Source organism: Shewanella fodinae, assembly GCF_014651955.1.
Lineage (GTDB): Bacteria > Pseudomonadota > Gammaproteobacteria > Enterobacterales > Shewanellaceae > Shewanella > Shewanella fodinae.
In genome coordinates this window covers 86,633-109,983 of sequence record NZ_BMXW01000001.1, presented here as the reverse complement: position 1 = coordinate 109,983, position 23,351 = coordinate 86,633, and the positions used below count along the sequence as shown (strand labels likewise).

The following is a 23,351-nucleotide window of genomic DNA, read 5'->3' as shown; positions in this document are numbered from 1 at the left end:
ATATAGCTCCTTTTTACAGTTTATTTTACGAACGATTTAAAAATTCATTTCATTAAACTTTTATAGGTTTTAATGAATTGCTCTGATTAATAAGTCAGGATTTATTGGAGATAAAAATGGCATGGTACAGAACAGGCACAGTAACCGTCACAAACGTCCAGACTGCAGTTACAGGCAGCGGCACAGCATGGCTATCTAACTCTCGCGTGGGTGATGCCTTCGTTGGCCCAGATGGAAAGATGTACGAGATAACCGGGATTAGTGCAGACAACGCAATGGCGATTTATCCGCCATATGCAGGCACATCAGCGTCAGGTCAGTCATATGCGATCATCCCAGTACCAGGGTATACAAAAAAACTAGCAGACCAAGCCGCCGAGCTTATCAACGACTATGATGATGCACTGCAAAAACCGTGGAATGTTGCTGAAACGCCAGCTGATGTTAGGACGGAATTGGAGCTGGGTAATGCGGCGACTAAAACTGTGGGGACGGCTACTGGAAATTTGATGGAAGTTGGTGCATTTGGTGTAGGATCAAAAATTTTAACTGATATATATGCTGCCGGGGGAACAAACTTAGCAAACTTTGGTGGTGGATTTTCTTATACATCAACGGTAGGGCCTGGTTCACCATCTACAGATTCTGCTATGCCCCGAGCAAATATTTTGACTATGCCAGGACAATCAAATGATCATTATGCGAGATTTTGGGCAACCAGGGCAAATTTGTCGTCCTATCCAAAATTATATTTTATGACATCATTTGGTTCGACAGTAAGACCGTATGTAGAGATGCTAAGCAAAGGCAATACTACAACTGATACAAACGGCTTCATCAAAGCGGCTTCCCCGATCATCAATCTCTACGCTGACAAAATCGAACTGAACGATGAAGCGAAACAGCAGAATATCGAGCTAGTAGTGAATGGCATTGGCGATTACACCATCACTGGCACCAGCGGATTTGCGCAAGATGGCTGGTACGTCACAACACCAACAGACGCTAATAACATGGCGAAAGTGAATGTGAAATATCAGCAAGAGCTACAGGCTGATGGTACCTATAGCCTTACAGTAAAAACATTTGAACCACGCTACAAACTTAATGATATCGGTGAATTTGAGTGCATTGGACAGCCATGCGACATCACATCCGAACGCTTTATCTCAATCCGCCTGCAGCCACTGCCAATACCGGAAATAGCACCAGAAGAAGTAGAGTAGTTTTGATTTTTAAAGTGTGTACATCTGTGTGTACATGTAGATTCTATTACATCAACTAAATATTAATTAAAACAGTAAATTAATGTTGTATGTTTCATAATCGTGCCAGTAAATTGTGGCCGGTTCGTTATCTTTCATTACTGTTTAAATCCTTTAATTTTATCAACTATCACTATGTATTTATTAATTTTATTTTGTTACTAGTATTTCCAAGTATTTTGCCATCTTAGCCTGTATTTCCAAGTGGTGTGTACCTTTATGTGTACATGTACGCGCTAGATGCGTAAATCTTCTTATGAATAGGTACACAGCCAATTTAACTGTCCTTATCTGGTACAAAGTTACGGGATTAAACCATATCTCGGCAACTGTGAGCTGTCTGGTCGGCCCCTGTTACTCCATCTGGCACCATCACATGGCAGTCCCGATTTCGTATTGAAGGATGTCCAGCCCGTCTAACCTTGGGCCATTGTCCCGATCTTAAATTATCTGCTGCAAGAGTTCTTATCCCGCACTGCGAAACGCAATCGCCAATGGCATTGCGTTTCGTGCGTACTGGCAAGCAAGTGCCGTACCGGGAGTGTCACCGTCTGGGACTGCTGTGAGTTATTTATAGATACCAGCCCTGAAGCATTAAAACCTGACGCAGTGGTAATCTATCGCTCAGTGTTCAATTTTCACTTGTTTAAAGCGTTTGAGAACATACCTGTAGAGGATATCACGCTTGGCGCCTGGATAGCCTTCATTTGATAAAAAAGCTATCGTTAGTCGGGTAGATGTGTAACCGACCCATCGATATGAGAAATCCGGCATTAGCGGGAAGTGGATAAAATTTAGCAGGCGAATCCAGAGTTAACAAAGATTTGATGTAAGTTTAAACCTTATTTAAAAGCGTGTAGAAAAATCAGGTGTAAGTGAGGAAAGGCAACCAAGTAAGCTCCTTATACCGCCTATAAATTACTTAACGTCCTTTCCGATCAATACAATTTGCCAACGATATTGAGCATTGGTAGATCAGCAGAAGATACAATCGAGTAGGCCAAAATGGCCCCAATATCGTCGCCCGCTTTTCTCATTTAGGCGAATCCATTTTTTGGTCAGCGCGCTACACGATTGTTGAATTATTGTGCCTTGCAATGCATCAGCTATGATAACACCGTTAAAACTCAACCGGTAAATACTATGGACGGTATAAAACTAATCGCTTTTGTGATACTTGTCGCAACCCCAATCTGCCAAGCAAATGTCTACAAATGCATAGTAGATGGAAAGGTAATATTCTCGCAGGAGCCATGCGCTGATAATGCAACGCCTGTCGATTTATCTAAAGTCGGCAGTGTAGTGGGAGCACAACGTCAAACTGATGCTGCTCAGTCTTCCGTCACGACTGCGGCAACAGGTGACAATCACACTGAAATTGCAAACTACATCAAAGCACAAGATCTCAATCGCCAAATCAGCAAACTTGAGTACCAGCGGCAGCAGGTATTCAAGGCGCGTGATGCAAAGCTAGATAAGCTCCGGCACCAAAAGAACTACGCAAGCAACAACCTGGCAGGGGCCACGTGGGAGCAAAGCATCTCCCAAGAAATGCAGTCAATAACCAGTGCTGCCGATTCTCAAGTGGTGTCAATTGATCGGCAAATAGCATCGCTGCAACAGCAGTTGAATGGTCTTCGATAGTTAGTGAAATTCAGGAAAATTTTTTACTAACGCGATTTCGTTTTGCCACAGTTTTGCCACCTAACAGGTAAGCACCAAAAACAGCAGATAACAAAAAAGCCCAGCAATAATTGCTAGGCTTTTCAGTAAGTTATTTGGTCGGTATGAGAGGATTCGAACCTCCGACCCCTGACACCCCATGACAGTGCGCTACCGGGCTGCGCTACATACCGAATGTGTTGTGAGCAAACAAACCGCGCAGAGGTCTGTTTCAACGAGGCAGAACTTTACCAAGAGCCAAGATGCAGTGCAAGCGGCAAATTAGCTGAACGGATTCAACTGCCTAGTTTGTGCGCGCTACCTAAAACACTGCTAACGCTTTAATTGCGTTTAATGGCTGTAAAGCCGCCGGCCTTCGCGCATCACTTCGATCATTTCCGGGGCACTCATTTTTTTGTGTAATCTATGGGAATAATCTTCATCGTAAATCCGGTATTTCCCGTGTCGATCAATTACGGTAATTTCATTTTGCTGATAAATAGCGAAGACACGATTGTCGCCAATATATAGCCAGGTTTGATCATCCGGTTGCATCAGATGGCGTCCTGCACTGTAGTCAGATGCCGGATTCGTGCATCCGAGCACTTGAGTCATGAGCGTTGGCACTACACCGTAATGGCTGGTACGGTAATTTACTTTGCCGCTCACGCTGCCAGGCCAGTGGATGATCAACGGTACCTGTATATTATCTGGTGATAGGTTGTGACGGGCTTCATCGGTATTACTAGTGAATAGCTTTCCGCTAACACCGGTTATCAGCACAATAGTATCTTGCGGTAATGCTTCCAGTAATCGCTGCAACTGCTGATCAATGAAGTTAAGCGATTGCCGGTATTGGTTGAACAGCACTTTTTCGGCAGGTTTCAGCGGTTTTGCAGGTTTTACCGTTTGGACGCCTAAAAAGCCAACTGGCGTATCATAATCTTCAGGAGATTTAAGATTTAGTAAGGCAAACCACGGCCCACGCTGTTGATGGCGCCACTGCTGAAAAGCATCAACGCTGGCAATATCACTCAATGCACTGCCGCCTTTTTCTGAAGCCAATACTGGTGCGAAATCCTTGAAAATTGCTTTGGGCTTGGCTTCATTTACACCATCATCGGTAGTGAACAGCCCAAGTTGATACCCCTGTTGTTTCAGCGTTTGAGTTAGCAACGGTGCGGTGTAATTAAGGTCCACTGCATCCATATAGCTACCCTGTAATCCGTAAAGTAGCGAAAACATGCCGCTACTGTACTGGTTTCCTCCACTCAGATGATGGGTGAATAACTGGTTTTGCTGACTGTAATGCTGCAGAAATGGCATGGTTTGACTATCGACCAGATCAGCCCGAAAACTATCAACGGTTATCAGTAAGACATTTGGCTGTGCATCTGCATGACATTGTAATGGCGCTTGAGGATAGCGGAGGCTGCGTTCGACTTTGATATCTGGGTTATTACTGCCATCAATGCCATGGTTTTCCATAAAGGTCTTGGCTGTCGCAGGGTAGGAAATAGGATAGGTATCGTCAAATCGGGTAATTTCGGTCACATCTGCCGCATCGGCCCATATATGTACTAGATGACTGCTCACAAAACAGATGCCAATAAAAACAACTAATTTATTGCCCAAATTGCGGCGTTGAATGCGTTCAATACGCTTCCATAGCCAATTGGCGGCCACTAATTCTATGGTCAGTATGACCACCGGTATGATGATAAATGACGGCCCCTGCATTAACCCATTCAGGTCAGCCCACGCCAGATCAAAGGCAAAAGGGGTGAGGTGCATGCCGTAGTCTTGATAGACCACCGTATCGTAAAGCAAGGTACATAAACCGATACAAGCAATAATGGCGGCATAACCACGCAAAATACGGGAATAAGGTAATAGCAGTGTGATTGGGAACAACAACACCAAGTACACAATAAACGACAGGAAGCTGAAATGACCAATAGTGCTGACCGTGAGGTAACCCCAACCGATCAGCGAGTCCGGTAGCCCTGGTGATTGCAGGTAGCGAATACCGATCAGCATGGCCAGAATGCCATTGAAAAAAGCAAACCAGTGCCCCCAGTTGATCAGGCGCGACACTCTGTCTCTTCCTCGTTGTTTTATTTGCTCCACCATTCAGCTTCCGCGTATTTCGAGTTGCTTGTGTATCTTACGGTTTTTTCGGTAAAAGATACCAGTAATTAGCGCCAGTTAGCGCAGCGATTGTGTCAGCGCTTTAGCAAATTGCTCGGCTAGTGCCTCTCTGGACTCTTTACTGACCTTTGTTGTCAGCAGGTAAGAAACCGTATTACCTAAGGCCATCAGACTCAGATCGGTCGGGGCCTGGTGTTTTTCCAGCACGTTCAACAGTTCAGTAATCAGGGTTTCAACTTCGGCGTTGCTGTATTTGGATTGAATCGGCATATCAAAAAATTTTCACTCGTGACTAGAATAGCGGCATATAATACCGGATTTACCACAGAGTAGCACTACGAAGCCCTATGAGTATTCACGTTGAACAAGCGATTATTCACGCTATCACTTTGAACAGTGAAGGTAAGTTAGGTTGCCGTTTACGGCCACAACCGTTGCTTAACGGCGCAGCTGTGGAAGCAATGGTGGAAGAATTACACCAGACTTACTCATCAAAAGCCGGTAAGGGATTTGGTTTTTTTGGGGTTCATGGTGACGATGGCGAAGCCAATCCGGCATTTAAAAATGCCTTGCAGTCTTATCTTGAAAATGCGTTAGGTTTTGTTGAGCTCTCTGCTGCTGCTGGCAAGCTGCTGCAAGAAGAGTTGTCAAAGTACGATTTTAGCCAGGGCGGCTTCCTGTTGTTAGCGCTGTACCAACATATGGCAACAGATTACCTGTTTGTAGCGTTATTGAATGCCAAGTCTTCCATGACGGTGCTGGACGATATGGAACTGACGCAGAATGATCATCTGGATCTTACCAACTTGCAGTTGGCTGCCCGCATCGATCTTACCGAGTGGCAACGCGATAGCGAATCCCGCAAGTATATCTCTTTCGTGCGTGGCCGAGCTGGCCGTAAAGTGGCGGATTTTTTCCTCGATTTTATGGGATGTGTTGAAGGCGTCAATGCCAAACAGCAAAGTAAGCAGTTGATGCAGGTGGTAGAAGATTATGTTGCGGAAGGCGATTTAACCAAAGATGAACGCCAGCAATGCCGCAACCGGGTGTTCGAATATTGCCAAGAACAGGTTGAAACTGGCATCGATGTGCAACTGAAGGACTTAGCCGATGAATTGGCGGAATCAGGGATGGAGTCATTCTATGACTTTGCTAAACAGGGCGAATATGACTTGGAAGACAATTTCCCCGCCGATAAATCTACGCTGCGACAACTGAAGAAGTTTTCCGGCACTGGCGGCGGCGTGTCTTTGAGTTTTGACAGTACACATCTTGGTGAACGGGTGATCTATGACCCTATCTCAGATACTATTGTGATTAAAGGTGTTCCGGCCAATCTCAAAGACCAGTTAGACCGCCGCTTGAAAAGTAATTAATCGTAACCTAAAAAAACAGGCACTTTGATGTGCCTGTTTTTTTAGTTGAGGCGGAAAATCAGCGGCTGCGGTTAAATTGCAGGCGTTCACCTACGGTGTTATCAATAAAGCGATTACCATCAAATTTATGGATGCCATTAACCCAGGTTCCCGCAATACTGGCTGCAAACTGATGCCCCATAAACGGGGTCCAGCCACAGTGATAGCGGGTATTTTCTTTGGTTACCGTAAACGGCGAGCCAAGATCGACCAAGGCCAAATCGGCAACATAGCCTTCACGCAAGTAACCACGATCTTTCAGTTCAAAACGCTCGGCAACGGCATGGCTGGTTTTTTGGACAATTTTTTCCAGTGAGAAAATCCCCTGCGCGTGCAAATCTAGCAGACTCAGCAGAGCATGTTGCACCAATGGCAAACCCGACGGCATCTTAAAATAGCTGTCGGCCTGTTTTTCTTCCCAAGTGTGTGGCGCGTGGTCAGTGGCAATGATATCGAGAATGTCATCATTAACCGCTTGCTGTAACGCTAACTGATCAGCACGAGTTTTGATGGCCGGATTACATTTAATCTGGCTACCCAACCGCTCGTAATCGCTGTCATTAAAGAACAGGTGATGTACGCAGACCTCGGCAGTGATGTTAGCCCCTTTTAGGTCCGCCAGTTTTTTCGCGGGCAGGAATAGGTGCAGTTCGTCAGCGGTTGTCAGGTGCAGCACATGTAATCTGGCTTTATTGCGAATTGCCAGATCTGTCGCCAGTTGGGACGACTTTAAACAGGCCTCGCGCGAACGGATTTCGCCGTGCAGCGAAACAGGGACGTGTTCACCATATTGCTGCCGCATTTTCTCTTCGTTAATGGCGATCGTTGGGCTGTCTTCACAGTGAGTGGCAATCACCACCGGCGAATTGGCAAAAATACCTTCCAACGTTGCTTGATTGTCTACCAACATGTTGCCGGTAGACGCTCCCATGAAAATTTTCACACCGCAGGCCTGATTGGGGTCGAGGCGTTTGATCTCTTCGAGGTTGTTATTGGTGGCACCAAGATAGAACGCAAAGTTTGCCAAGGAGCTTTGGGAGGCTCGGGTATATTTGTCTTCCAGTGCTTGAAGATTGGTGGTCTGCGGATTGACATTGGGCATTTCCATAAAACTGGTGATCCCGCCAGCCACAGCTGCACGTGATTCACTCGCGATAGTGCCTTTGTTAGGAAATCCGGGTTCACGAAAATGCACTTGGTCATCAATCATGCCAGGCAACAGATATTTGCCTGTCGCATCGACAACCGTCGCGCCCGCTGGAGCCGTGATTTGTGCGGCGATCTTGCTGATCCGACCATCTTCAATCAACAGATCCTGGCTGGTGATGACACCTTCATTCACCAGTTGCGCGTTGCATATAAGGGTTTTCATAGGGTACCTGTCTTACGTATTCTTAAGTTTGTCAGTGACACAGGTATAATAACGGAATATAAATTGAAATGCTGTGGCTCTTTGAAAAAGCAGCACAAAAAAATGTCACTAACCAATGGGCTGGTGTTGGCATCTGTTTTATTCAATGTCGATGAAATCAGGGTGGACTGTATTTCTGCCCAGGAGAAAACATGCAACTGTTTGTAAAGGATTTGACGGTGATCGATTTTTCCTATCTGTGTCCGTTTCGGGGCATGGTAGGGGAAAGCTGGATTGTTGATGTGCTGTTGGACGGCGGGCTGGATCAGCAAAACATGGTGCTGGATTTTGGCAAAGTTAAACGCACCGTCAAGCGCGTTATTGATGATGTGGCGGATCATCGTTTGCTGGTGCCAACGGCCTGCGGCGACCTGCGTTGGCAGCAACAAAGCGATACGGTGTGGATTGACTTTGCCAGCCGTAAAGGGTCGATTCATTTAGGTTGTCCAGCACAGGCGTTTGCGTTGGTACCCTGTGAACTTATTGATTTTGATAGTGTGACCGATTTTCTCATCAACGCGTTGCGGGATGCGTTGCCAGACAACGTCGACAACATCAGCCTGACACTGCGCAATGAGCTGCTTGATGGACCTTTCTACCACTACAGTCATGGATTGAAAAAACATGATGGTAACTGTCAGCGAATTGCTCATGGACATCGTAGTCCGGTTAACGTGTTTGAAAATGGTGTGGCTGCACCTGAGTGGGATCGATACTGGGCTGAACGCTGGCAAGATGTCTATCTGGGGAGCGAAGCTGACAGAGTCCCTGTTACCCAACTGACTATGTCTCCCCAATGCCGTATCAGCGATGACAGTCACTACGGCTTTCGTTACACCGCGCCCCAAGGTGAGTTTCAATTGGCAATGCCTAAAGGTTGTTGTGATCTGCTACCAGATGACACTACCATAGAGCTATTAGCACAATTTATGGCAGATACCCTGGCGGCAAAAATGCCGGGCCGTCGCTATCGGGTGATGGCGTTTGAAGGGATAGGAAAAGGCGCCATCGCCGTAGCTGGTCAGTTATTGTAACCCTTTGAGGTTGGAGGCACTCGCGTCGTTTATGTCGTTTACCAAGTCGTACGCTTTATTGGCCAGTTTATTGTGGGTCAGTAGCCCACAGTGGGGACTGGCCGCAACCGCACTTAAGGATGGAATACAGCTTAAAGGCACACTCGAACAAGGCGCACTGCTGCGCGGTCATGTAACCCCGGGAACGAAAGTATTGCTGAATGGTGAGCCGTTAAAGGTCAATTCCCAAGGGGATTTTGCTTTTGGTTTTGAGCGGGAAGCCCCATTGCAGCATACCTTGACTATGTCATATCCCGATGGTCGCTCAGAGACCCGTGAGCTTAAAATTGCTGAGCGCCAGTATCGTATTGCCAAGGTGAACGGCATCAGTCAAAAAATCATGCAGCCAGATCCTCAGGATGTTGCTAGAGCAGCCAAAGATAGCGCGATGGTGAAACAGGCCAGAGCGATATCTTCAGACGAATCTGGCTTTGCAGAAGACTTTATTTGGCCGCTAACGGGCAGAATTTCCGGCGTTTATGGTAGCCAACGGGTTTATAACGGCAAGCCAGGAAATCCCCATTATGGTGTGGATGTGGCGGCTAAAACTGGCACAGTGGTGGTCGCCCCTGCTGATGGCGTTATCACTTTGGCGGTGCCAGATATGTTCTATTCTGGTGGCACGGTCATCATCGATCATGGTTATGGTGTCAGTTCGACATTTCTACACCTGAGCAAACTCTACCTGCAGCCGGGGGATAGAGTTAAACAGGGACAAGCGGTGGCGGAAGTCGGTGCTACCGGTCGTGCCAGTGGCCCCCATTTAGACTGGCGCATTAACTGGTATCAGATGCGTCTTGATGCTGCAACAGTCGTCCCTAGCATGGATAAAGTACTGAAAAAAACTGTTCAATAATATCAGGTTGGTCTGAGCCTGAACGGATAAGCGCAGGGAGCTATATGCCGTTAAGTGCACTGTACATACTGATCGCCTTGTCGGCGGTATTCCTAATGTGGTTGTTACCGTCTTCGTGGTGGTGGCTGTGGCTACCGCTATGCTGGATAGCGCTGGCATTCACATTAGTCGCCAGTGCCTACGCTGTTAACCGTCCGGGTATTTTTCGCAAACGAAGCAACGGACAGTTATCTATGCTGATGCGTTGGGTATTACTGCCTTTTCTCTGGTTTGTTGGCAGTTTTAATGCCTTATTTCGACGTTATGACACCGTGCCACGCTTCAGTAAAATCCGTGATGATCTCTATTTAGGGAGTCGTCTGTTTAGTGTTGATATTGACGAATTACAACGATTGCAAATTGGCGCAATACTGGATGTTACCTCTGAATTTGATGCGATTGCGGTGGCCGATTTGCAACAGGCTGGAATTAACTACCTGAATCTACCGGTACTGGATCACTCAATACCATCTAAAGTCGCCATGCGGCGAGCGCTGCAATGGATGTCGCGACAGCAACGTCATGGTCGCAAATTGTTGGTGCATTGTGCGCTAGGGCGAGGGCGTTCAGTGTTGATGGTTGCGGCGTGGTTATTGTGTCGGGAATCGTTTGATTCGGTGACGCAGGTGCTGACTGATATTCGCCAACATCGTACCAGCATTCGTTTAAATCGACGGCAACTTAAATTTTTAAAGCGGCTTTGGCAATCGCAAGAACTGTCGTTAAAGCATCGGTTGTGGTTAATCGTTAACCCGGTTTCTGGCGGTGGCAAGTGGCCTAAATATCGTGAGGAAATTTGTCAGCGCTTACAGCAATATTATGAGGTGCAGGTGCTGGAAACGACACCGCAGCGGCCCGCCGCCGCACTGGCACGTAAAGCGATTCGAAGCGGTGCAGACATTTTGGTCGCCGGAGGCGGCGATGGCACGGTGAATGAGGTGGCCTCGGCGGTTATTGGTACAGATTTACCTTTAGGCATTATTCCGCTTGGAACCACAAATGCGCTCAGTCAGGTGCTGTGGGGCTTAGGCGCCAAGTTGGAGCCACTTGGCACTGCGTTAGAGGCTATCATCAACGGCGAACAACAGCGAATTGATACTGCCCGATGTAATGGACGTCCAGTATTGCTGTTGGTCGGGGTAGGGTTTGAGGCGCAAATGATTAAAACGGCTAACCGTGAACGTAAAAATGCGTTAGGTGAACTGGCCTACTTACAGGGCTTCTGGCAGGCATTTAGTCAAAATCGAGAGATGTCATTGAACGTTCGTCTGGACAAATCTGCGCCATTTACGCTGCATACTGGCTCGGTTACAGTGGCAAACAGTGCCCCTGTAACCACCATTCTAGCTCAGGGGGCAGGTCATACGGATCTGTGTGATGGTTTATTGGATGTCACCTGGTTGACGCCGACGGATGGGCTGGGCGAATCGCTGCTGACCATTGCGGAACTGACGGTGAACGGCTTAACCAAACAGTCGCTGGAGATTAACGCACATCATCAAAAAGTCGCCAAAATCAAGATTTCATCGGCTAAACGTATGGATTATGTCATCGATGGTGAGTATTTCCGCGGCCGTACCTTAAATATTCAGGTACGGCCCGCATCGCTAAATGTGTTGTTACCTTCGGCTACAGAAGATTAACCAAGGCTCACTTACAAGGTTAGTCATCACCTTTTTCAGTACGATGGATGCCCACAGCGCCTAATACATATTTTTCATATATGGGTTCACTGGTGCCGCGACGAACCTTGTACATAAAGTATTTTTCAAAAGCTATTTTTGCCAGATGGACCCATTTCCCCATGGAAGTCCAGTTAGCATTGCGTGGTGGGTTTTGTGGTAGGGCCACAAATGCCGCACCTTTATCGCCCATATCCGCCAGACAGATGGCATTGAGTGTTGGGATCGTCTTAGGCGCTTCGCCCTTGATGGCCGACAACATGTTGTCAACGATGGCGGTGGTCATGGATTCGATCATAAAACCGGTCTTGGGAACGCCGACCGGTACTGGGGTGGCTTCCATCGGTGGCAGCGCGACACACACACCTGCGGCATAGATGTCGGGATAAGCCACTGAACGCTGGTAGGTATCGGTCAGAACAAAGCCCTTATCGTTACAGAGCTTAGGAACCGCAGCAATCGCTGGGCTGCCTTTGAATGGCGGTAGCATCATCGACATTTTGAATGGTAGCTCATGCGTAAATTCGACTTCACCTTTGCGATTGAGCTCTTCTACATGCATAACACCATCATCCACCTTGACGGTTTTGGCATTGCAGATCCATTTGATATCGCGTTTGCGGCATTCGTGTTCCATCAGACCTTTTGAATCGCCAACACCACCTAATCCCATGTGACCAATATAAGGTTCGCTAGTCACAAACAGTAACGGCACTTTCTGGCGGATTTTGGCCGCACGTAGAGCGCTGTCCAGTGAGAAGAGATATTCGTAGGCGGGGCCAAAGCAACTGGCACCTTGAAATGCACCAACAATCACCGGACCAGGTGATTGTTGCAGTTGCTGATAGGCCTCAAAGGCTTTTTCAGCATGTTCTGCGGTACAGATAGATTGGGTGAAATTGTGGGGACCACTGCCTGGGATTGCATCGAAGTTCAGCTTAGGACCCGTACATATAACTAAGTAGTCATAGGATTGCTGCGTCCCATCACCGAGTGTTAACAATTTGTTGTCGGGATCAATGGCACTGACGCCAGCAGCAGAAAACGCAATTTTCCGTTTGCTCAGATAAGTATCCAGCGGCAGGCAGATATCTTTGGTCTTGCGTTCACCTAGGGCAACCCAGGGGTTCGAGGGTACAAACTGAAAATCAGGCCGTTCATTAATCACCATCACTTCACTGTCAGCGGGTAACCGTTGTTTCAGTTCAAATGCTGCAGACACGCCCCCGAGTCCGGCACCTATTACCACGACTTTGGTCATTCTTTTCCTCTCTTTTTTATAGGCCCTGAGATGTGAGCGACAGGGCTGGATGACTTATCCATAAGAAAAATCTAATGGATTGTGTACAGATTAGCGGATGGCTGACGCTATGCAAGTTTTTTTATAACGTAATTACACCAAAGTCGTAGATAGGGAGGGCAGAGGAATGTGTGAAAATTAGCTAAAACTAAGTGCTTTCATTTTGATCTTATTGATATTTTTCTAATTTATTGTACAACGTTTTAATACTAATCCCCAATTGCGCTGCAGTGGCTGTACGGTTGCCATTATTCTCTGCCAATGTGGCTTCTATCGCGGCCCGGGTCAACGTTTCCAAGGGTATCCCCGCCGGGATATTATCGATACTGGCATCCAGCGGCGCCTCTGCAAGCGAAATGTTTTCAGCGAGTTGTATATGCTGAGGCAGTATCACTTCATCGGCAAGAATATAAGCACGTTCAACGGTGTATTTTAATTCTCGGACATTGCCAGGCCAGTTGTGCGCTGCGATTTTGGCTAGAGCGTCGTCGGCAATGGCCACTTGAGTATTTTCTGCCGCATTGCGATATGCTAGAAAATGTTGCGCTAGGCCGATGATGTCCTGTTCACGTTCGCGTAATGGCGGCACCAGTAACGGGAATTGCGCCAAGCGAAAATATAGATCCTCCCGAAACAACTCTGCGGCAATAGCTTGCTGCGGGTCGCGGTTGGTCGCGGCAATGATCCTGACATTGGCGGTTTTTAACTGTTGACTGCCTACTGGGCGATATTCTCGATTTTCCAGCACTCGCAATAGTTTCACCTGATGGGGCAGCGGCATTTCAGTGATCTCATCCAGAAACAGCGTGCCACCCTCAGCTTGTTCAAATACGCCTTTATGATCTTTGACCGCTCCGGTAAAGGCACCTTTGATGTGGCCAAATAACTCACTGTCAACTAACTCTGGGCTGAGTGCGCCACAATTGATCGCCACAAACGGCCCCTGATTGCGATTGCTGGCAAGATGCAGGGTGTTAGCCACCAGTTCCTTGCCGGTGCCGCTTTCGCCCATGATCAATACCTGGGCCTCGCTGTTGGCGACTTTTCTCAGCGTACGATACAGCTTGTGCATGGCGCGGGATGAGCCCACCAATAACCCAAATTGATCCAATGCGCTGCTAGTAGCGCAACGTGCCTTCAGTGCAGTTTGTTGCTGCTGTTGCGCATAGTCTGCTAGAAAATCATCCAACACGTCTGCCAGCAGTTTGTCATCGATTGGTGGACGAAAGTGATAGCCCGCACTTTTATGAATGAGCTGATCCAATGCTGGATCTGGTGCACCATCGCTGAAAAACAGCCACTCTTGCTGGAGTAATAGGTTGCTGATGCTGAGCTGTTGTACTTCGCTGTTGATCACTGCGCTTGATTGTAACAGTACCAGATCGGCATCTGCTTGCTGCAGTGTCTCTAGCCAGTCGCTTGAAGGGATAACCCACTCACACTGTTGTAGCTGTGGCAAGTCAGACAATTGCTGTAATAGGTTTTTGTCTTTGATATGGATAAAGATTTTGGGACGAGACATAGAAGCTTCCTGCAACAGTGTTATGCCACTTTAAGACAGATATTGCGTGTGAACAATGACAATCTGAGTCTAAGCAAGGCTATGTTCAGCCTTGCCGTACGGCTGCTTGGTACGGTGTTTGTATAGTTTTGTGCAGGATGATGCTGTCTTATGATGAACTAACAGGAGATGATGATGCGAAATGTGACTCATCAGCACTCTGAGTTGAGCCTGCTTACACATGATGGCAATTGCCAGCATTTCAGCAACACCGATGTTGCGTTGTTATACCTCAATCTGCGGCTAGAATTGGACCCATTGCCGTTGCGGCAACGTTGGTTGCAGTTGACCGATAGCTACCGTTTGCGTCGGACGTTGACACGCTTACAACGACTACATTCCGGAATTGCCGGGAGTCTGTTGCGTTTTACCGGATTGGCAGAGCAACAAGGGCGTCGTTGGCCATCGTTGCAACATGCATTGGTTTGGATCCCGCCACTGCTCGCACATCGTTATCGGGCATTAAAACAGCAGCCACTGTCGATGCCACCACCCAGTAGTCATGCTTTCCGTTTGGCACTGTGGCAGTTGGAGCAAAATGTTGCGAGTTGGCATCGCCGCAGTGTTGCCTATTGCGAGTCAGAATCTGTATCCGTGCTGCTGGCGGATATGGCCGCGGCGCGACAGTTAAGTCTCGATAGTGTTTTTCCCGGCAATGAGCAGGGGGCTTAGCAACGGTTGATGCAGTAAAAGTTACATGCGGGCGTGAATATTTTACCTTAATGGCGATTAGCATCGCATGCTGTAGATGTGATTTTCATTATAACTATATGAAATAAATGAATTTAGTAAAGTTGGCATCATTCTGGTATTAGCTAAAACGACAAACGAGTTACCCGGGCTTTTGTCCGTTGCGCCAATCACCATTTGAAAATTTGGCACAAAAACTCGGTTTTCAATCACAAGAAGGAGGTCGTTATGAATAACAAGCTGATATCTGCCACTGTTGCCCTGGGTTTACTGATCCCGGCTTACAGCTACGCCCAGACTTGGAAGAATGAGGCCCATGATGCTTGGATTGATGGTAAAGCAGAAAGCGTATTGTTACTGAACACCAATCTCAACAATTTTGACATTAACACCGATGTACATCAGGGCAAAGTCACGTTGACCGGCGAAGTTGACAGTGATGTTGATAAAGCCTTAGCCGGCGAGTTGGTTGAAGGTCTGGAAGGTGTGAAATCGGTTGATAACAAACTGACGGTCATGCCAGCTTCGCCAACCAAAAATGGCGATAATGCGGATGATGCCTCGCAGGTGCTCACCGATACTAAAATCACCACTGTGGTGAAAACACGGTTGTTGTTTGAGCCGGAAGTGAGCGGCACTGCTATTAATGTCACGACAGAAAATGGCGTCGTTTCGCTAGATGGTGAGCTGCACTCATCGGCTGAAAAAGATCTCGCGTTGAATATTGCCCGTAATACTGATGATGTCAAAAATGTCGTAGACAATCTTAGAGTGCTGGATTAACCGTTTGCGTGTTATTTGGAAAAAGCCCGGATATTTCCGGGCTTCTTTATGATTATGTCGCTTCACTAGCAATAATGGTTTCGATGCTGTGTGGGTGCACTTTGATGCACAATTCTTCACAGTAAAAAGCAATTGTAGGATTAGGCAAACGTTCATCCGCTCCTGCCGGACTGCTGTATTTGATACTGATAGCGTCATCACCGTCGAAGACTGTGGCGAGCGTCGGTATTCTGTTCAGCAGTGCTTGGCGTAACTGCGCACAGTCGGTGGCTTCACACGGCAGCACTAATTCAATATGTTCCCAACCCTCACTGTCATAATGCTTATCCTTGGGGTAGGGCAATTCGATACAGGGAATGCGGTATTGCTCCAAACGCAGTGCTTGCGGCAGTTTAATAATCAGTATTGGGCGGCCGTTGATCTGTTTATCGGACAAGAGCTCGCCGTCAATTAAAAACTGCTGTTGCAACTTGTCGGCCAATTGCCTGCTGTTAACCCGTATAGCGGCATGATCGCATTGGGGCAGCACCTGCAAGCCCAGCCGATGCACAAACTTTTGCATCCTGGCGGCGAAGTCGGCAAACGATGCCATTAGCGTCTGGTAGTCGACCACCTGACTCATGGCCAAATCTCGATGGGGGTTCCGGGTTCCACCAACTTCCAAATTTCGTCCATTTCTTTATTGGTGACAGCGATACAGCCATTGGTCCAGTTGTACTGTTGTGCTTCTTCTGGAGGCAAATCGGTATGCGGATTCTGTCCGTGGATCATAATTTGCCCGCCGGGATTAATACCCAGTGCCCGCGCCCGGAAAATATCTTCATCGTTGGGATAAGAGATATGGATAGCGCGATAATAGGTACTGTTGGGCTTCTTGTAATCGAGGACATAGCGGCCTTCAGGTGTGCGTTGGTCGCCTTCTTTCAACTTGTGGCCCCGAGGCATGTCCCCCATGGCAATATGGTATTCGTGTAGGATTTTTCCGTTGCTCATCAACCGTAACTGTGACAGTGATTTCTTAACAACGACTAAGTCAACTTGAGGCTGTGCTAACAGCGGTTGGCTCAGCAAACTGAGTGTTGCGATTAATAGCAGGTGTGTACACTTGAACATGGACTTTCTTGTTATTGTGGATTGACGCCAGATAATGACGGCATCATAACCGAAAAGTTATCTGCTATTGAAGCACTCGCTGAAGAATGTATGATCCGCAGGCCAACTCAGCATGCTAACCCAGGAAATAAAACGCATGACAAAGCATCAACAGCAGCATGATTCACCACTGCAGCAGCGGTTGCGCACGATTATTTTTGGCACTGATACGGTTGCAGGACGAACATTTGATATCGCCTTAATCGTCTGCATCATTTGCAGTGTGGCGTTGGTATTTTTGAATACGGTGCAATCGGTAAATCAGCGTTTTGGCAGTTTAATTCTTGGTCTCGAATGGTTTTTTACCGTGGTGTTTACGGTGGAATATGGGTTACGTTTATACAGCTCTACGAATTCCTGGAAGTATGCCCGTAGTTTCTACGGATTGGTGGATTTGCTCAGCGTCTTGCCCAGCTATCTGGCGCTGTTTGTGCCAGGTGCTAATCTCACCTTGGTGATTCGGGTGTTGCGACTGTTCCGCATTTTTCGGGTGCTGAAGCTGCTGCGTTACCTTAGCGAAGGTAATATGCTGTTGCGCGCTATGTTGCTGTCAAGCCGTAAAGTTTTCATTTTTTTCTTCTCCGTCAGCCTGATCATCATGGTGCTAGGGGCGGTGATGTATGTCGTAGAAGGGCCGGAGAACGGGTTCAGTTCTATCCCTAAATCGGTGTACTGGACCATAGTCACCATTACTACTGTAGGTTATGGTGATATTACCCCAAAAACCGGGCTGGGGCAGACCATTGCCGCCTTTACTATGTTGCTGGGTTATTCCATTATTGCCATCCCCACCGGTATTCTGACCGCAGAAATTGGCCAAGAGATGGGGCGCGTACGCGACTTGCGCCGTTGTGCCAACTGCCTCAAAACCGGTCATGAACATCAGGCCAAATACTGCAGCCGTTGTGGTAGCGAACTGGAAGCCGCGCTATCGCCGGAAAAGGAGTCTCGTGAGTAACATCTCTGCTACAGCAAGTCATGCGAAGTTTGTTGAAGGTAGCATCCTCAAACATATTCTGGTGATGAGTTCTACTGCCGCTATCGGTGTGTCGGCACTGTTCTTAGTCGATCTGCTGGACATGTTTTTTCTGAGCATGTTGGGGGAACAGGAGTTGGCTGCCGCTGTTGGTTATGCTGGCACGATTTCATTTTTCACCACCTCTATTGGTATTGGATTGTCAATTGCCCTTGGAGCCTTGGTATCTCGTGCAATTGGTGCAAGGGAAATAGCAAAGGCGAAGCGACTTTTGATAAACGCCGCCACGGTCACTTTTGTTGTGGCGGTGTTGACTTCGGCTTTGGTGACCGCGTTTATTCCAGAGTTGTTGTCACTGGTGGGTGCCTCTGGTCGTACTGCTGAGTTGGCGACCAGTTATCTGCACATTCTAGTCCCTTCGTTGCCGATAATCTGTCTGGCAATGGCGTTGGGCGGTGCTTTGCGCGCAGTAGGTGATGCCAAATTGTCGATGTGGTCGACACTTGCGGGTGGTGCAGTCAATGCGGCGTTGGATCCCTTATTTATCTTTGTGTTGGGTTTAGGTATTGAAGGGGCAGCAATGGCTTCGGTATTGGCGCGGTTGACGGCATTGTTGATCGCGGCTCGCGGGGTCTTTGTGAAACATCAGTTATGGGGTGGTTTTCAGTGGCAGGCATTACGGCAGGATTTACCGGTTATCTTTGCCATTGCGGGGCCAGCAATGCTGACTAATGTGGCAACTCCCATCGGTAATGCCTTTGTGACTCGCGCCGTGGCGGATTTCGGCGATAGTTATGTGGCCGGCTGGGCGGTAATTGGCCGACTGATCCCGGTGACGTTTGGGATGATTTTTGCGCTCAGCGGTGCCATCGGGCCAATTGTTGGCCAAAATTATGGTGCTTGTGCATATGAGCGTTTGCGGGAGAGTCTCACCCGGGCATTGCAGTTTTGCACTTGTTACGTGGTCTGTATGTCTTTGTTGTTATTACTACTTAAAGACTGGATAGTCACCGTGTTTGCCATGCAAGGGCAGGCAGCGGAACTGATCCATTTCTTCTGTGAGTTTATGGCAGTATTTTTCCTGTTTAATGGCGCGCTGTTTATCGCTAATGCTTCATTTAATAATCTGGGAAAAGCCAAATACTCCACCTTCTTTAATATCGGTAAAGCTACCATTGGTACTATGCCATTTGTCTGGTTAGGTGGACAAATGGGCGGGGTTTATGGCGTGTTGGTCGGCCAAGCTTTGGGATCTGTGCTATTTGCGGTCCTGGGGGTTGTGACGGCCTATCGACTGGTGACCCAAGTGACTGCCGCCGGACGCGAGCGGTCGGATTCTCTGTTAGATGAAGCTGGATTGGCTCCGGTAGCCTGTGCGCCTATGTCGTCTTCTCGTGTACCAATGGCACTGTTGGCCGAAGAGGCTGAAGTCGCCGACGAGCGGCGACCAGACAGCCAATAAAACCTCAGGAAAACAGCTGATCTTCTAGCGTTCTGCCTTTTATTAACATTCGATACTGCAACTGCTGCTGATGCAGTAACTGCAGCAGTTGAATGTCCAACTGTTCACCGAGCACTGGTTGATACTTAAGTATCAGCGTATGTTTGCCACTTGGTTGAATCGCTTCAATCCCCGGCAAACCTTGTAATTGTGTTTGCAGTGCCGCCATGTCGCAAGATTGCATCTGCAATGTGAGATAGGTCTGGCTATCTTGGGTCGTCAAATCAACAGCTTGGCTGAGTTTGCCGTGGTCCAGATACAACACCTTGCCACAGAGTTTTTCCAGTTCTTCAAGGTTATGAGAGCTGATGAGAAAAGTAATATCAGCGGCCAGGTTACTCACTAGGTCACGGATGTTGCGCGCGTTGACAGGGTCCAGTCCGGCAGTGGGCTCGTCCAGCAATACCAGTTTGGGCGCGCCGATCAGCGCTTGCGCAATGGCGGCGCGCTTGCCCATACCGTGGCTCAACGCTTTGGGTAATGAACGCGCAGCATCGACTAATCCTACCAACGCCAGCACCCGCAATGCTTCGTTTTCTGCCGCTTTGCCGTTAAAACCATGCAGGCGTGCATATAACGCCAACTGGGTTAGCAGACTGAAATCTGGATCTAATGCGGCGTCTTGGGGTAATGCGGCCACTTTGCCCAGCAACGCTGCGCTGCCTGGTTGCTTACCCAACACTTTGATATCACCAGCACTGGGTTTAATAAACCCCAGCATCAGACTCAACAGTGTTGTTTTACCTGCACCGTTAGGCCCTACCAGCGCGATTGGGCTGCCAGTTTCTAGGGTCAGATCGACATTATCAAGCGCCAGCTTATTGCCGTAACGTTTACTCAAACCATGGCATCGCAACAGATTCATAGATCACCCCGTTTGATTAGCTGAAGTCCCAGCGCCAGATAGGCAATACTTTGGATAATTGGCAACGGGGCGCTGCTGAGCGCCGCTTTGGGACTGATGGCGAGCAAACCATCGGTTTGCATGCCGGGGACTAGATAATTCAGGAATCCCAGCAGTGGCAGGGCATAATCCAACAGCGGCAGTAAAATGGCCGACACGGTAAAGAATAACACCGCATAAATGGTGGCCTGTCGGTTAGAGGTTGCCACCAGTGACAGCACCGACATCAACGCCGTATAGGGCAATAGCACAATCAACAGATTAAGGGTGATCCAGAAGGCATCGGTAATCGCCACACCGCTAAGGGAGGGCTCTCTTATCATTGCCAGCGCTATGGTGGCGGCAACGGTCAGTATCAGCAACAACAGCTGGATCAGCATCATGCCCAGAAAACGGCCGAAAAATAATGCCTCACGACCGCAATGCAGTGTCAGAAAACGTAAGGTTCCGCGTTGCTTGTCTGCGGCAAATTGGCCTGCGGCCAACATGATGCAGAACATCGGGAACAGGTAAAGGGATATGGCCCAATACACTGCCAACTCAGCAACAGGCCAACTGAACAATTGGGCTAGTATTTTATTATCAATGGCGGCGGCTAGATCTCGCATACTCGGATCTGTCATTAGTTCAGCGGCACTTTTGATGGGATAAGCCAAAAACAATAACCATAATAAGGCAAACGTCAGTAATGCCAGTAGTCCTCGGCGTTGCAACAACAAGCGTTGCAGTTCAAACAACGCCAGTTGCCGGATATTATGCCAGCTGCCTGGGTGTGTTTTTTTAGAAGTTAGCCCCATGGGATCCCCTGCAATTTTGGTGTTAAAGATCGGCGTGATAAATCAGCGTATGGCTTGTTGTAGCTCAGCGACCAGCTGTTCAAGCACTGCCACCTGCTGTTCCAACTGCTGAACCCGTGCCGCTAACGGTTCGCCACTGCTAACACTGCTGACCGCTTGCGGTATGGTTTCAGCAACGTTGCTGAACAGTTCGGTAAAACGGACTTCACGTCTGCCAGCCTCCCGTGGTAGCTGTTGCAGCAACGATTTATCCAGCAAGGCCTGCAGATGGTGTTCCACTTCGTCAATATCGCGAAATTCATAAAGTCGCTGTGCCCTAGCTCTTAACTCTCCCGCTGTTTGTGGCCCTCGCAGCAGTAGCAGACAGATAATGGCCACTTGTGGCGCTGGGAACTGCAGATCGGAAAATTCGGTATTACAAAAACGGTGGCGATATTTACTGACCCTGCTGCCAAATCCGCTTTCCTCAGTGACTAATCGCTGTTGCTGCAGGCGCATCAGTCCATCCAGCACTTCACTGTCACTGAGATTCATCACCGGGTCGCGGGATGTTTTCTGGTTGCAGGCCAGTGTCAGGGCATTGAGTGACAGGGGATACTGTTCTGGAGTGGTAACCTCTTTTTCCAGCAGGCAACCAATAATGCGAGTTTCAATACTGTCCAGTGTCATGGCGTGTCCTTGTTGTTCGTTCAGAGTAGGCGGATACCATCATCCTCAATGGCCAGTTTCCCGGCCTTGAACAGTCCACCGATAGATTTTTTGAAGGCCTTTTTACTCATACCAAGCTCGGCATAAATCACTTCCGGTGCGGTTTTATCGCCAAAGGGTAGATAGCCTCCCGCCAGTTGCAGTTTTTGCAGGATCTGCTGTGATTGTTGGTCCAGCTCTTGTCGGTCACCTTTTTGCAGCGTCAGATCCAGTTTGTTATCGGCGCGAACTCGTTTGATATAGCCTGGTAGCCGTTGCCCGAAGCGCAATTTTCGGAAAACTTCATTCTGGTAGATAACGCCCAAATGGCGGTTATTGACGATGGCTTTATACCCTAAATCTGAGGTGCCAGCGATGATCAGTTCGACTTGTTGTCCCTCTTTATATCGCGCTGGCGACTGATCGATAAATTTATCAATTTTAGCGGAAGCGACGATGCGCTCATCTGCGCGATTCAGATGGACATAGACCAAATAACTGTGGCCTTCTTCTGCGGGCTTGCGCTGCTCACCAAACGGCAATAACAGATCTTTATCTAAACCCCAGTCAAGGAAGGCTCCGTAACGGCCGGTAGCGATGGTTTTGAGGTAGGCAAACTCGCCCACTTGTGCCAATGGCTTTTGCGTTGTCGCAATCGGTGTGTCATCAGAATCCAGATACAGAAAAACGTCTACCTGGTCACCCGGCTGACACTCTTTGGGAACGTACTTTTTGGGAAGCAGCACTTGTCCGAGTTCCCCAGCATTTAAATAAACGCCAAAGTCCACTTGCTTAATTACTTCCAGCGTACAACGTTTTCCTAGTTCGGCCATATTATCTCTGTCATCGTGTTGGCAATAAACGGGCGGATTATACCGTAAGCTGGCGGTAGATGCTTAGATGGATTGTTAATCTGGGGCGGCGTTAACGGGTAAGCCGCTGATGACACGTAAAAAAGCTTGATGTACGTTCATGAGTAAATAGTATAACGCTATGAATTTAAATCGAAATTCAATATGTTAAAGGTTGAATCCGCTATGGCAAATTGTTACTGTGTCAAAAACCATGCAATAAACTGATATTCCTGCTTGCATTATCACTCATAGCAGGGTTTAATTGCGCCGTTTTGCAGGTATGAACCATTCATGCTGATGCATAGCGTGGGTAGTTGGGTTTTATGGTTTATGAGTCATTAACCGTTGCTTGGTCTTGATACTGGCTCGGGGTTAAGAGGGTCTTTAGCTAATGCACAACCATTTACTTGCCGCATCTTTTCGTAAGGTGCCAGAGAACCTGTTTCCGATCAGTTTCAATTATGATGATCTGGGACTGAAACACCTCACGCTTATCCGTATCAATTCTGGCCGCGAAGAGGCCAATAATTCCCATTGATCTGTCGCGCTAATCGCGACCTGAGTTACCCGGCATTCCCCTAGGGAAGTGGCC

22 protein-coding genes and 1 tRNA gene are annotated in these 23,351 nt (G+C 48.0%); 11 read left to right on the top strand and 12 right to left on the bottom strand.

The window, feature by feature from the left end; genetic code table 11:
- Positions 1-116: 116 nt before the first annotated feature.
- A complete protein-coding gene (locus tag IE064_RS00485) occupies positions 117-1,226 on the top strand; it encodes a phage tail fiber protein (protein ID WP_189615434.1) in 1,110 nt (369 codons plus the stop codon).
- Between the two features lie 1,182 nt (positions 1,227-2,408).
- Positions 2,409-2,909, top strand: a complete 501-nt coding sequence (locus tag IE064_RS00480; RefSeq protein ID WP_189615432.1) for a DUF4124 domain-containing protein — start codon at positions 2,409-2,411, stop codon at positions 2,907-2,909.
- A 135-nt stretch (positions 2,910-3,044) separates the two neighbouring features.
- On the opposite strand, the gene IE064_RS00475 is transcribed toward IE064_RS00480, so the two are convergent.
- From IE064_RS00475 to IE064_RS00465, 3 genes are all read right to left on the bottom strand, one after another.
- Positions 3,045-3,121 (bottom strand) — tRNA-Pro (locus tag IE064_RS00475).
- Positions 3,122-3,278: 157 nt separating this feature from the next.
- Entirely contained in the window at positions 3,279-5,060 is a 1,782-nt protein-coding gene (locus tag IE064_RS00470) for a DUF3413 domain-containing protein (RefSeq protein WP_189615430.1), read from the bottom strand.
- A 75-nt stretch (positions 5,061-5,135) separates the two neighbouring features.
- Positions 5,136-5,348, bottom strand: coding sequence for a YejL family protein (locus tag IE064_RS00465; protein ID WP_189615428.1), 213 nt, complete (start codon positions 5,346-5,348; stop codon positions 5,136-5,138).
- Between the two features lie 77 nt (positions 5,349-5,425).
- Between IE064_RS00465 and yejK the strand changes: the two genes are divergently transcribed.
- The gene (gene yejK, locus IE064_RS00460; protein WP_189615426.1) at positions 5,426-6,454 is read left to right on the top strand and encodes a nucleoid-associated protein YejK; all 1,029 of its coding nucleotides are present in this window, start codon (positions 5,426-5,428) and stop codon (positions 6,452-6,454) included.
- A gap of 58 nt (positions 6,455-6,512) precedes the next feature.
- Here the strand turns inward: yejK and IE064_RS00455 are convergent, their stop codons facing one another.
- Positions 6,513-7,865, bottom strand: a complete 1,353-nt coding sequence (locus IE064_RS00455) for a dihydroorotase (RefSeq protein ID WP_189615424.1) — start codon at positions 7,863-7,865, stop codon at positions 6,513-6,515.
- 191 nt (positions 7,866-8,056) lie between these two features.
- Between IE064_RS00455 and IE064_RS00450 the strand changes: the two genes are divergently transcribed.
- From IE064_RS00450 to IE064_RS00440, 3 genes are read left to right on the top strand one after another with little or no spacing between them, the layout of a single operon-like run.
- Complete coding sequence (locus IE064_RS00450; RefSeq protein ID WP_189615422.1) at positions 8,057-8,938, top strand: 6-carboxytetrahydropterin synthase; 882 nt, start codon at positions 8,057-8,059, stop codon at positions 8,936-8,938.
- A gap of 31 nt (positions 8,939-8,969) precedes the next feature.
- Positions 8,970-9,833, top strand: a complete 864-nt coding sequence (locus IE064_RS00445; protein ID WP_189615420.1) for a M23 family metallopeptidase — start codon at positions 8,970-8,972, stop codon at positions 9,831-9,833.
- Positions 9,834-9,877: 44 nt separating this feature from the next.
- Complete coding sequence (locus IE064_RS00440; protein ID WP_189615418.1) at positions 9,878-11,515, top strand: diacylglycerol kinase family protein; 1,638 nt, start codon at positions 9,878-9,880, stop codon at positions 11,513-11,515.
- 19 nt (positions 11,516-11,534) lie between these two features.
- Here the strand turns inward: IE064_RS00440 and IE064_RS00435 are convergent, their stop codons facing one another.
- Both IE064_RS00435 and IE064_RS00430 read right to left on the bottom strand, forming a co-directional pair.
- Positions 11,535-12,815: an NAD(P)/FAD-dependent oxidoreductase gene (locus IE064_RS00435; RefSeq protein ID WP_189615416.1), complete on the bottom strand. Its 1,281-nt coding sequence runs from the start codon at positions 12,813-12,815 to the stop codon at positions 11,535-11,537.
- A 208-nt stretch (positions 12,816-13,023) separates the two neighbouring features.
- A complete protein-coding gene (locus IE064_RS00430; protein WP_189615414.1) occupies positions 13,024-14,376 on the bottom strand; it encodes a sigma-54 interaction domain-containing protein in 1,353 nt (450 codons plus the stop codon).
- A 174-nt stretch (positions 14,377-14,550) separates the two neighbouring features.
- On the opposite strand from IE064_RS00430, the gene IE064_RS00425 reads away from it, so the two are divergent.
- Positions 14,551-15,087 carry a hypothetical protein gene (locus tag IE064_RS00425; protein WP_189615412.1) on the top strand — a complete coding sequence of 179 codons (537 nt, stop codon included), beginning with the start codon at positions 14,551-14,553 and terminating at the stop codon, positions 15,085-15,087.
- Positions 15,088-15,333: 246 nt separating this feature from the next.
- On the top strand, positions 15,334-15,888 hold the full coding sequence (locus IE064_RS00420) for a BON domain-containing protein (protein ID WP_133038734.1): 555 nt from the start codon (positions 15,334-15,336) through the stop codon (positions 15,886-15,888).
- Between the two features lie 52 nt (positions 15,889-15,940).
- On the opposite strand, the gene IE064_RS00415 is transcribed toward IE064_RS00420, so the two are convergent.
- Positions 15,941-16,510: a VOC family protein gene (locus tag IE064_RS00415; RefSeq protein WP_189615410.1), complete on the bottom strand. Its 570-nt coding sequence runs from the start codon at positions 16,508-16,510 to the stop codon at positions 15,941-15,943.
- On the bottom strand, positions 16,507-17,001 hold the full coding sequence (locus IE064_RS00410; protein ID WP_189615408.1) for a L,D-transpeptidase family protein: 495 nt from the start codon (positions 16,999-17,001) through the stop codon (positions 16,507-16,509). Before IE064_RS00410 ends, IE064_RS00415 begins: the two co-directional genes overlap by 4 nt.
- 136 nt (positions 17,002-17,137) lie before the next feature.
- Here IE064_RS00410 and IE064_RS00405 point away from each other — a divergent pair, with 136 nt between their 5' ends.
- Positions 17,138-17,998, top strand: a complete 861-nt coding sequence (locus IE064_RS00405) for an ion transporter (RefSeq protein ID WP_133038737.1) — start codon at positions 17,138-17,140, stop codon at positions 17,996-17,998.
- A gap of 64 nt (positions 17,999-18,062) precedes the next feature.
- The gene (locus tag IE064_RS00400; RefSeq protein ID WP_229799832.1) at positions 18,063-19,478 is read left to right on the top strand and encodes an MATE family efflux transporter; all 1,416 of its coding nucleotides are present in this window, start codon (positions 18,063-18,065) and stop codon (positions 19,476-19,478) included.
- Between the two features lie 4 nt (positions 19,479-19,482).
- On the opposite strand, the gene IE064_RS00395 is transcribed toward IE064_RS00400, so the two are convergent.
- Genes IE064_RS00395 through IE064_RS00380 form a run of 4 tightly spaced genes read right to left on the bottom strand, consistent with a single transcriptional unit; the run spans position 19,483 to position 22,738 of the window.
- Positions 19,483-20,382, bottom strand: a complete 900-nt coding sequence (locus tag IE064_RS00395; protein WP_189615404.1) for an ABC transporter ATP-binding protein — start codon at positions 20,380-20,382, stop codon at positions 19,483-19,485.
- Positions 20,379-21,218, bottom strand: coding sequence for an ABC transporter permease subunit (locus IE064_RS00390; protein ID WP_189615402.1), 840 nt, complete (start codon positions 21,216-21,218; stop codon positions 20,379-20,381). Before IE064_RS00390 ends, IE064_RS00395 begins: the two co-directional genes overlap by 4 nt.
- 42 nt (positions 21,219-21,260) lie before the next feature.
- Positions 21,261-21,887, bottom strand: coding sequence for a YceH family protein (locus IE064_RS00385; RefSeq protein WP_189615400.1), 627 nt, complete (start codon positions 21,885-21,887; stop codon positions 21,261-21,263).
- 20 nt (positions 21,888-21,907) lie between these two features.
- On the bottom strand, positions 21,908-22,738 hold the full coding sequence (locus tag IE064_RS00380; protein WP_189615398.1) for a CvfB family protein: 831 nt from the start codon (positions 22,736-22,738) through the stop codon (positions 21,908-21,910).
- Positions 22,739-23,150: 412 nt separating this feature from the next.
- Between IE064_RS00380 and IE064_RS00375 the strand changes: the two genes are divergently transcribed.
- Positions 23,151-23,297 carry a hypothetical protein gene (locus IE064_RS00375; protein WP_165900099.1) on the top strand — a complete coding sequence of 49 codons (147 nt, stop codon included), beginning with the start codon at positions 23,151-23,153 and terminating at the stop codon, positions 23,295-23,297.
- Positions 23,298-23,351 lie beyond the last annotated feature (54 nt).

What these genes read in the sequence shown, in the direction of transcription:
- IE064_RS00485 (WP_189615434.1), top strand. Translation starts at nt 117, where the DNA reads ATGGCATGGTACAGAACAGGCACAGTAACCGTCACAAACGTCCAGACT.
- IE064_RS00480 (WP_189615432.1), top strand. Translation starts at nt 2,409, where the DNA reads ATGGACGGTATAAAACTAATCGCTTTTGTGATACTTGTCGCAACCCCA.
- IE064_RS00470 (WP_189615430.1), bottom strand. Translation starts at nt 5,060, where the DNA reads ATGGTGGAGCAAATAAAACAACGAGGAAGAGACAGAGTGTCGCGCCTG.
- IE064_RS00465 (WP_189615428.1), bottom strand. Translation starts at nt 5,348, where the DNA reads ATGCCGATTCAATCCAAATACAGCAACGCCGAAGTTGAAACCCTGATT.
- yejK (WP_189615426.1), top strand. Translation starts at nt 5,426, where the DNA reads ATGAGTATTCACGTTGAACAAGCGATTATTCACGCTATCACTTTGAAC.
- IE064_RS00455 (WP_189615424.1), bottom strand. Translation starts at nt 7,865, where the DNA reads ATGAAAACCCTTATATGCAACGCGCAACTGGTGAATGAAGGTGTCATC.
- IE064_RS00450 (WP_189615422.1), top strand. Translation starts at nt 8,057, where the DNA reads ATGCAACTGTTTGTAAAGGATTTGACGGTGATCGATTTTTCCTATCTG.
- IE064_RS00445 (WP_189615420.1), top strand. Translation starts at nt 8,970, where the DNA reads ATGTCGTTTACCAAGTCGTACGCTTTATTGGCCAGTTTATTGTGGGTC.
- IE064_RS00440 (WP_189615418.1), top strand. Translation starts at nt 9,878, where the DNA reads ATGCCGTTAAGTGCACTGTACATACTGATCGCCTTGTCGGCGGTATTC.
- IE064_RS00435 (WP_189615416.1), bottom strand. Translation starts at nt 12,815, where the DNA reads ATGACCAAAGTCGTGGTAATAGGTGCCGGACTCGGGGGCGTGTCTGCA.
- IE064_RS00430 (WP_189615414.1), bottom strand. Translation starts at nt 14,376, where the DNA reads ATGTCTCGTCCCAAAATCTTTATCCATATCAAAGACAAAAACCTATTA.
- IE064_RS00425 (WP_189615412.1), top strand. Translation starts at nt 14,551, where the DNA reads ATGCGAAATGTGACTCATCAGCACTCTGAGTTGAGCCTGCTTACACAT.
- IE064_RS00420 (WP_133038734.1), top strand. Translation starts at nt 15,334, where the DNA reads ATGAATAACAAGCTGATATCTGCCACTGTTGCCCTGGGTTTACTGATC.
- IE064_RS00415 (WP_189615410.1), bottom strand. Translation starts at nt 16,510, where the DNA reads ATGAGTCAGGTGGTCGACTACCAGACGCTAATGGCATCGTTTGCCGAC.
- IE064_RS00410 (WP_189615408.1), bottom strand. Translation starts at nt 17,001, where the DNA reads ATGTTCAAGTGTACACACCTGCTATTAATCGCAACACTCAGTTTGCTG.
- IE064_RS00405 (WP_133038737.1), top strand. Translation starts at nt 17,138, where the DNA reads ATGACAAAGCATCAACAGCAGCATGATTCACCACTGCAGCAGCGGTTG.
- IE064_RS00400 (WP_229799832.1), top strand. Translation starts at nt 18,063, where the DNA reads ATGAGTTCTACTGCCGCTATCGGTGTGTCGGCACTGTTCTTAGTCGAT.
- IE064_RS00395 (WP_189615404.1), bottom strand. Translation starts at nt 20,382, where the DNA reads ATGAATCTGTTGCGATGCCATGGTTTGAGTAAACGTTACGGCAATAAG.
- IE064_RS00390 (WP_189615402.1), bottom strand. Translation starts at nt 21,218, where the DNA reads ATGGGGCTAACTTCTAAAAAAACACACCCAGGCAGCTGGCATAATATC.
- IE064_RS00385 (WP_189615400.1), bottom strand. Translation starts at nt 21,887, where the DNA reads ATGACACTGGACAGTATTGAAACTCGCATTATTGGTTGCCTGCTGGAA.
- IE064_RS00380 (WP_189615398.1), bottom strand. Translation starts at nt 22,738, where the DNA reads ATGGCCGAACTAGGAAAACGTTGTACGCTGGAAGTAATTAAGCAAGTG.
- IE064_RS00375 (WP_165900099.1), top strand. Translation starts at nt 23,151, where the DNA reads ATGCACAACCATTTACTTGCCGCATCTTTTCGTAAGGTGCCAGAGAAC.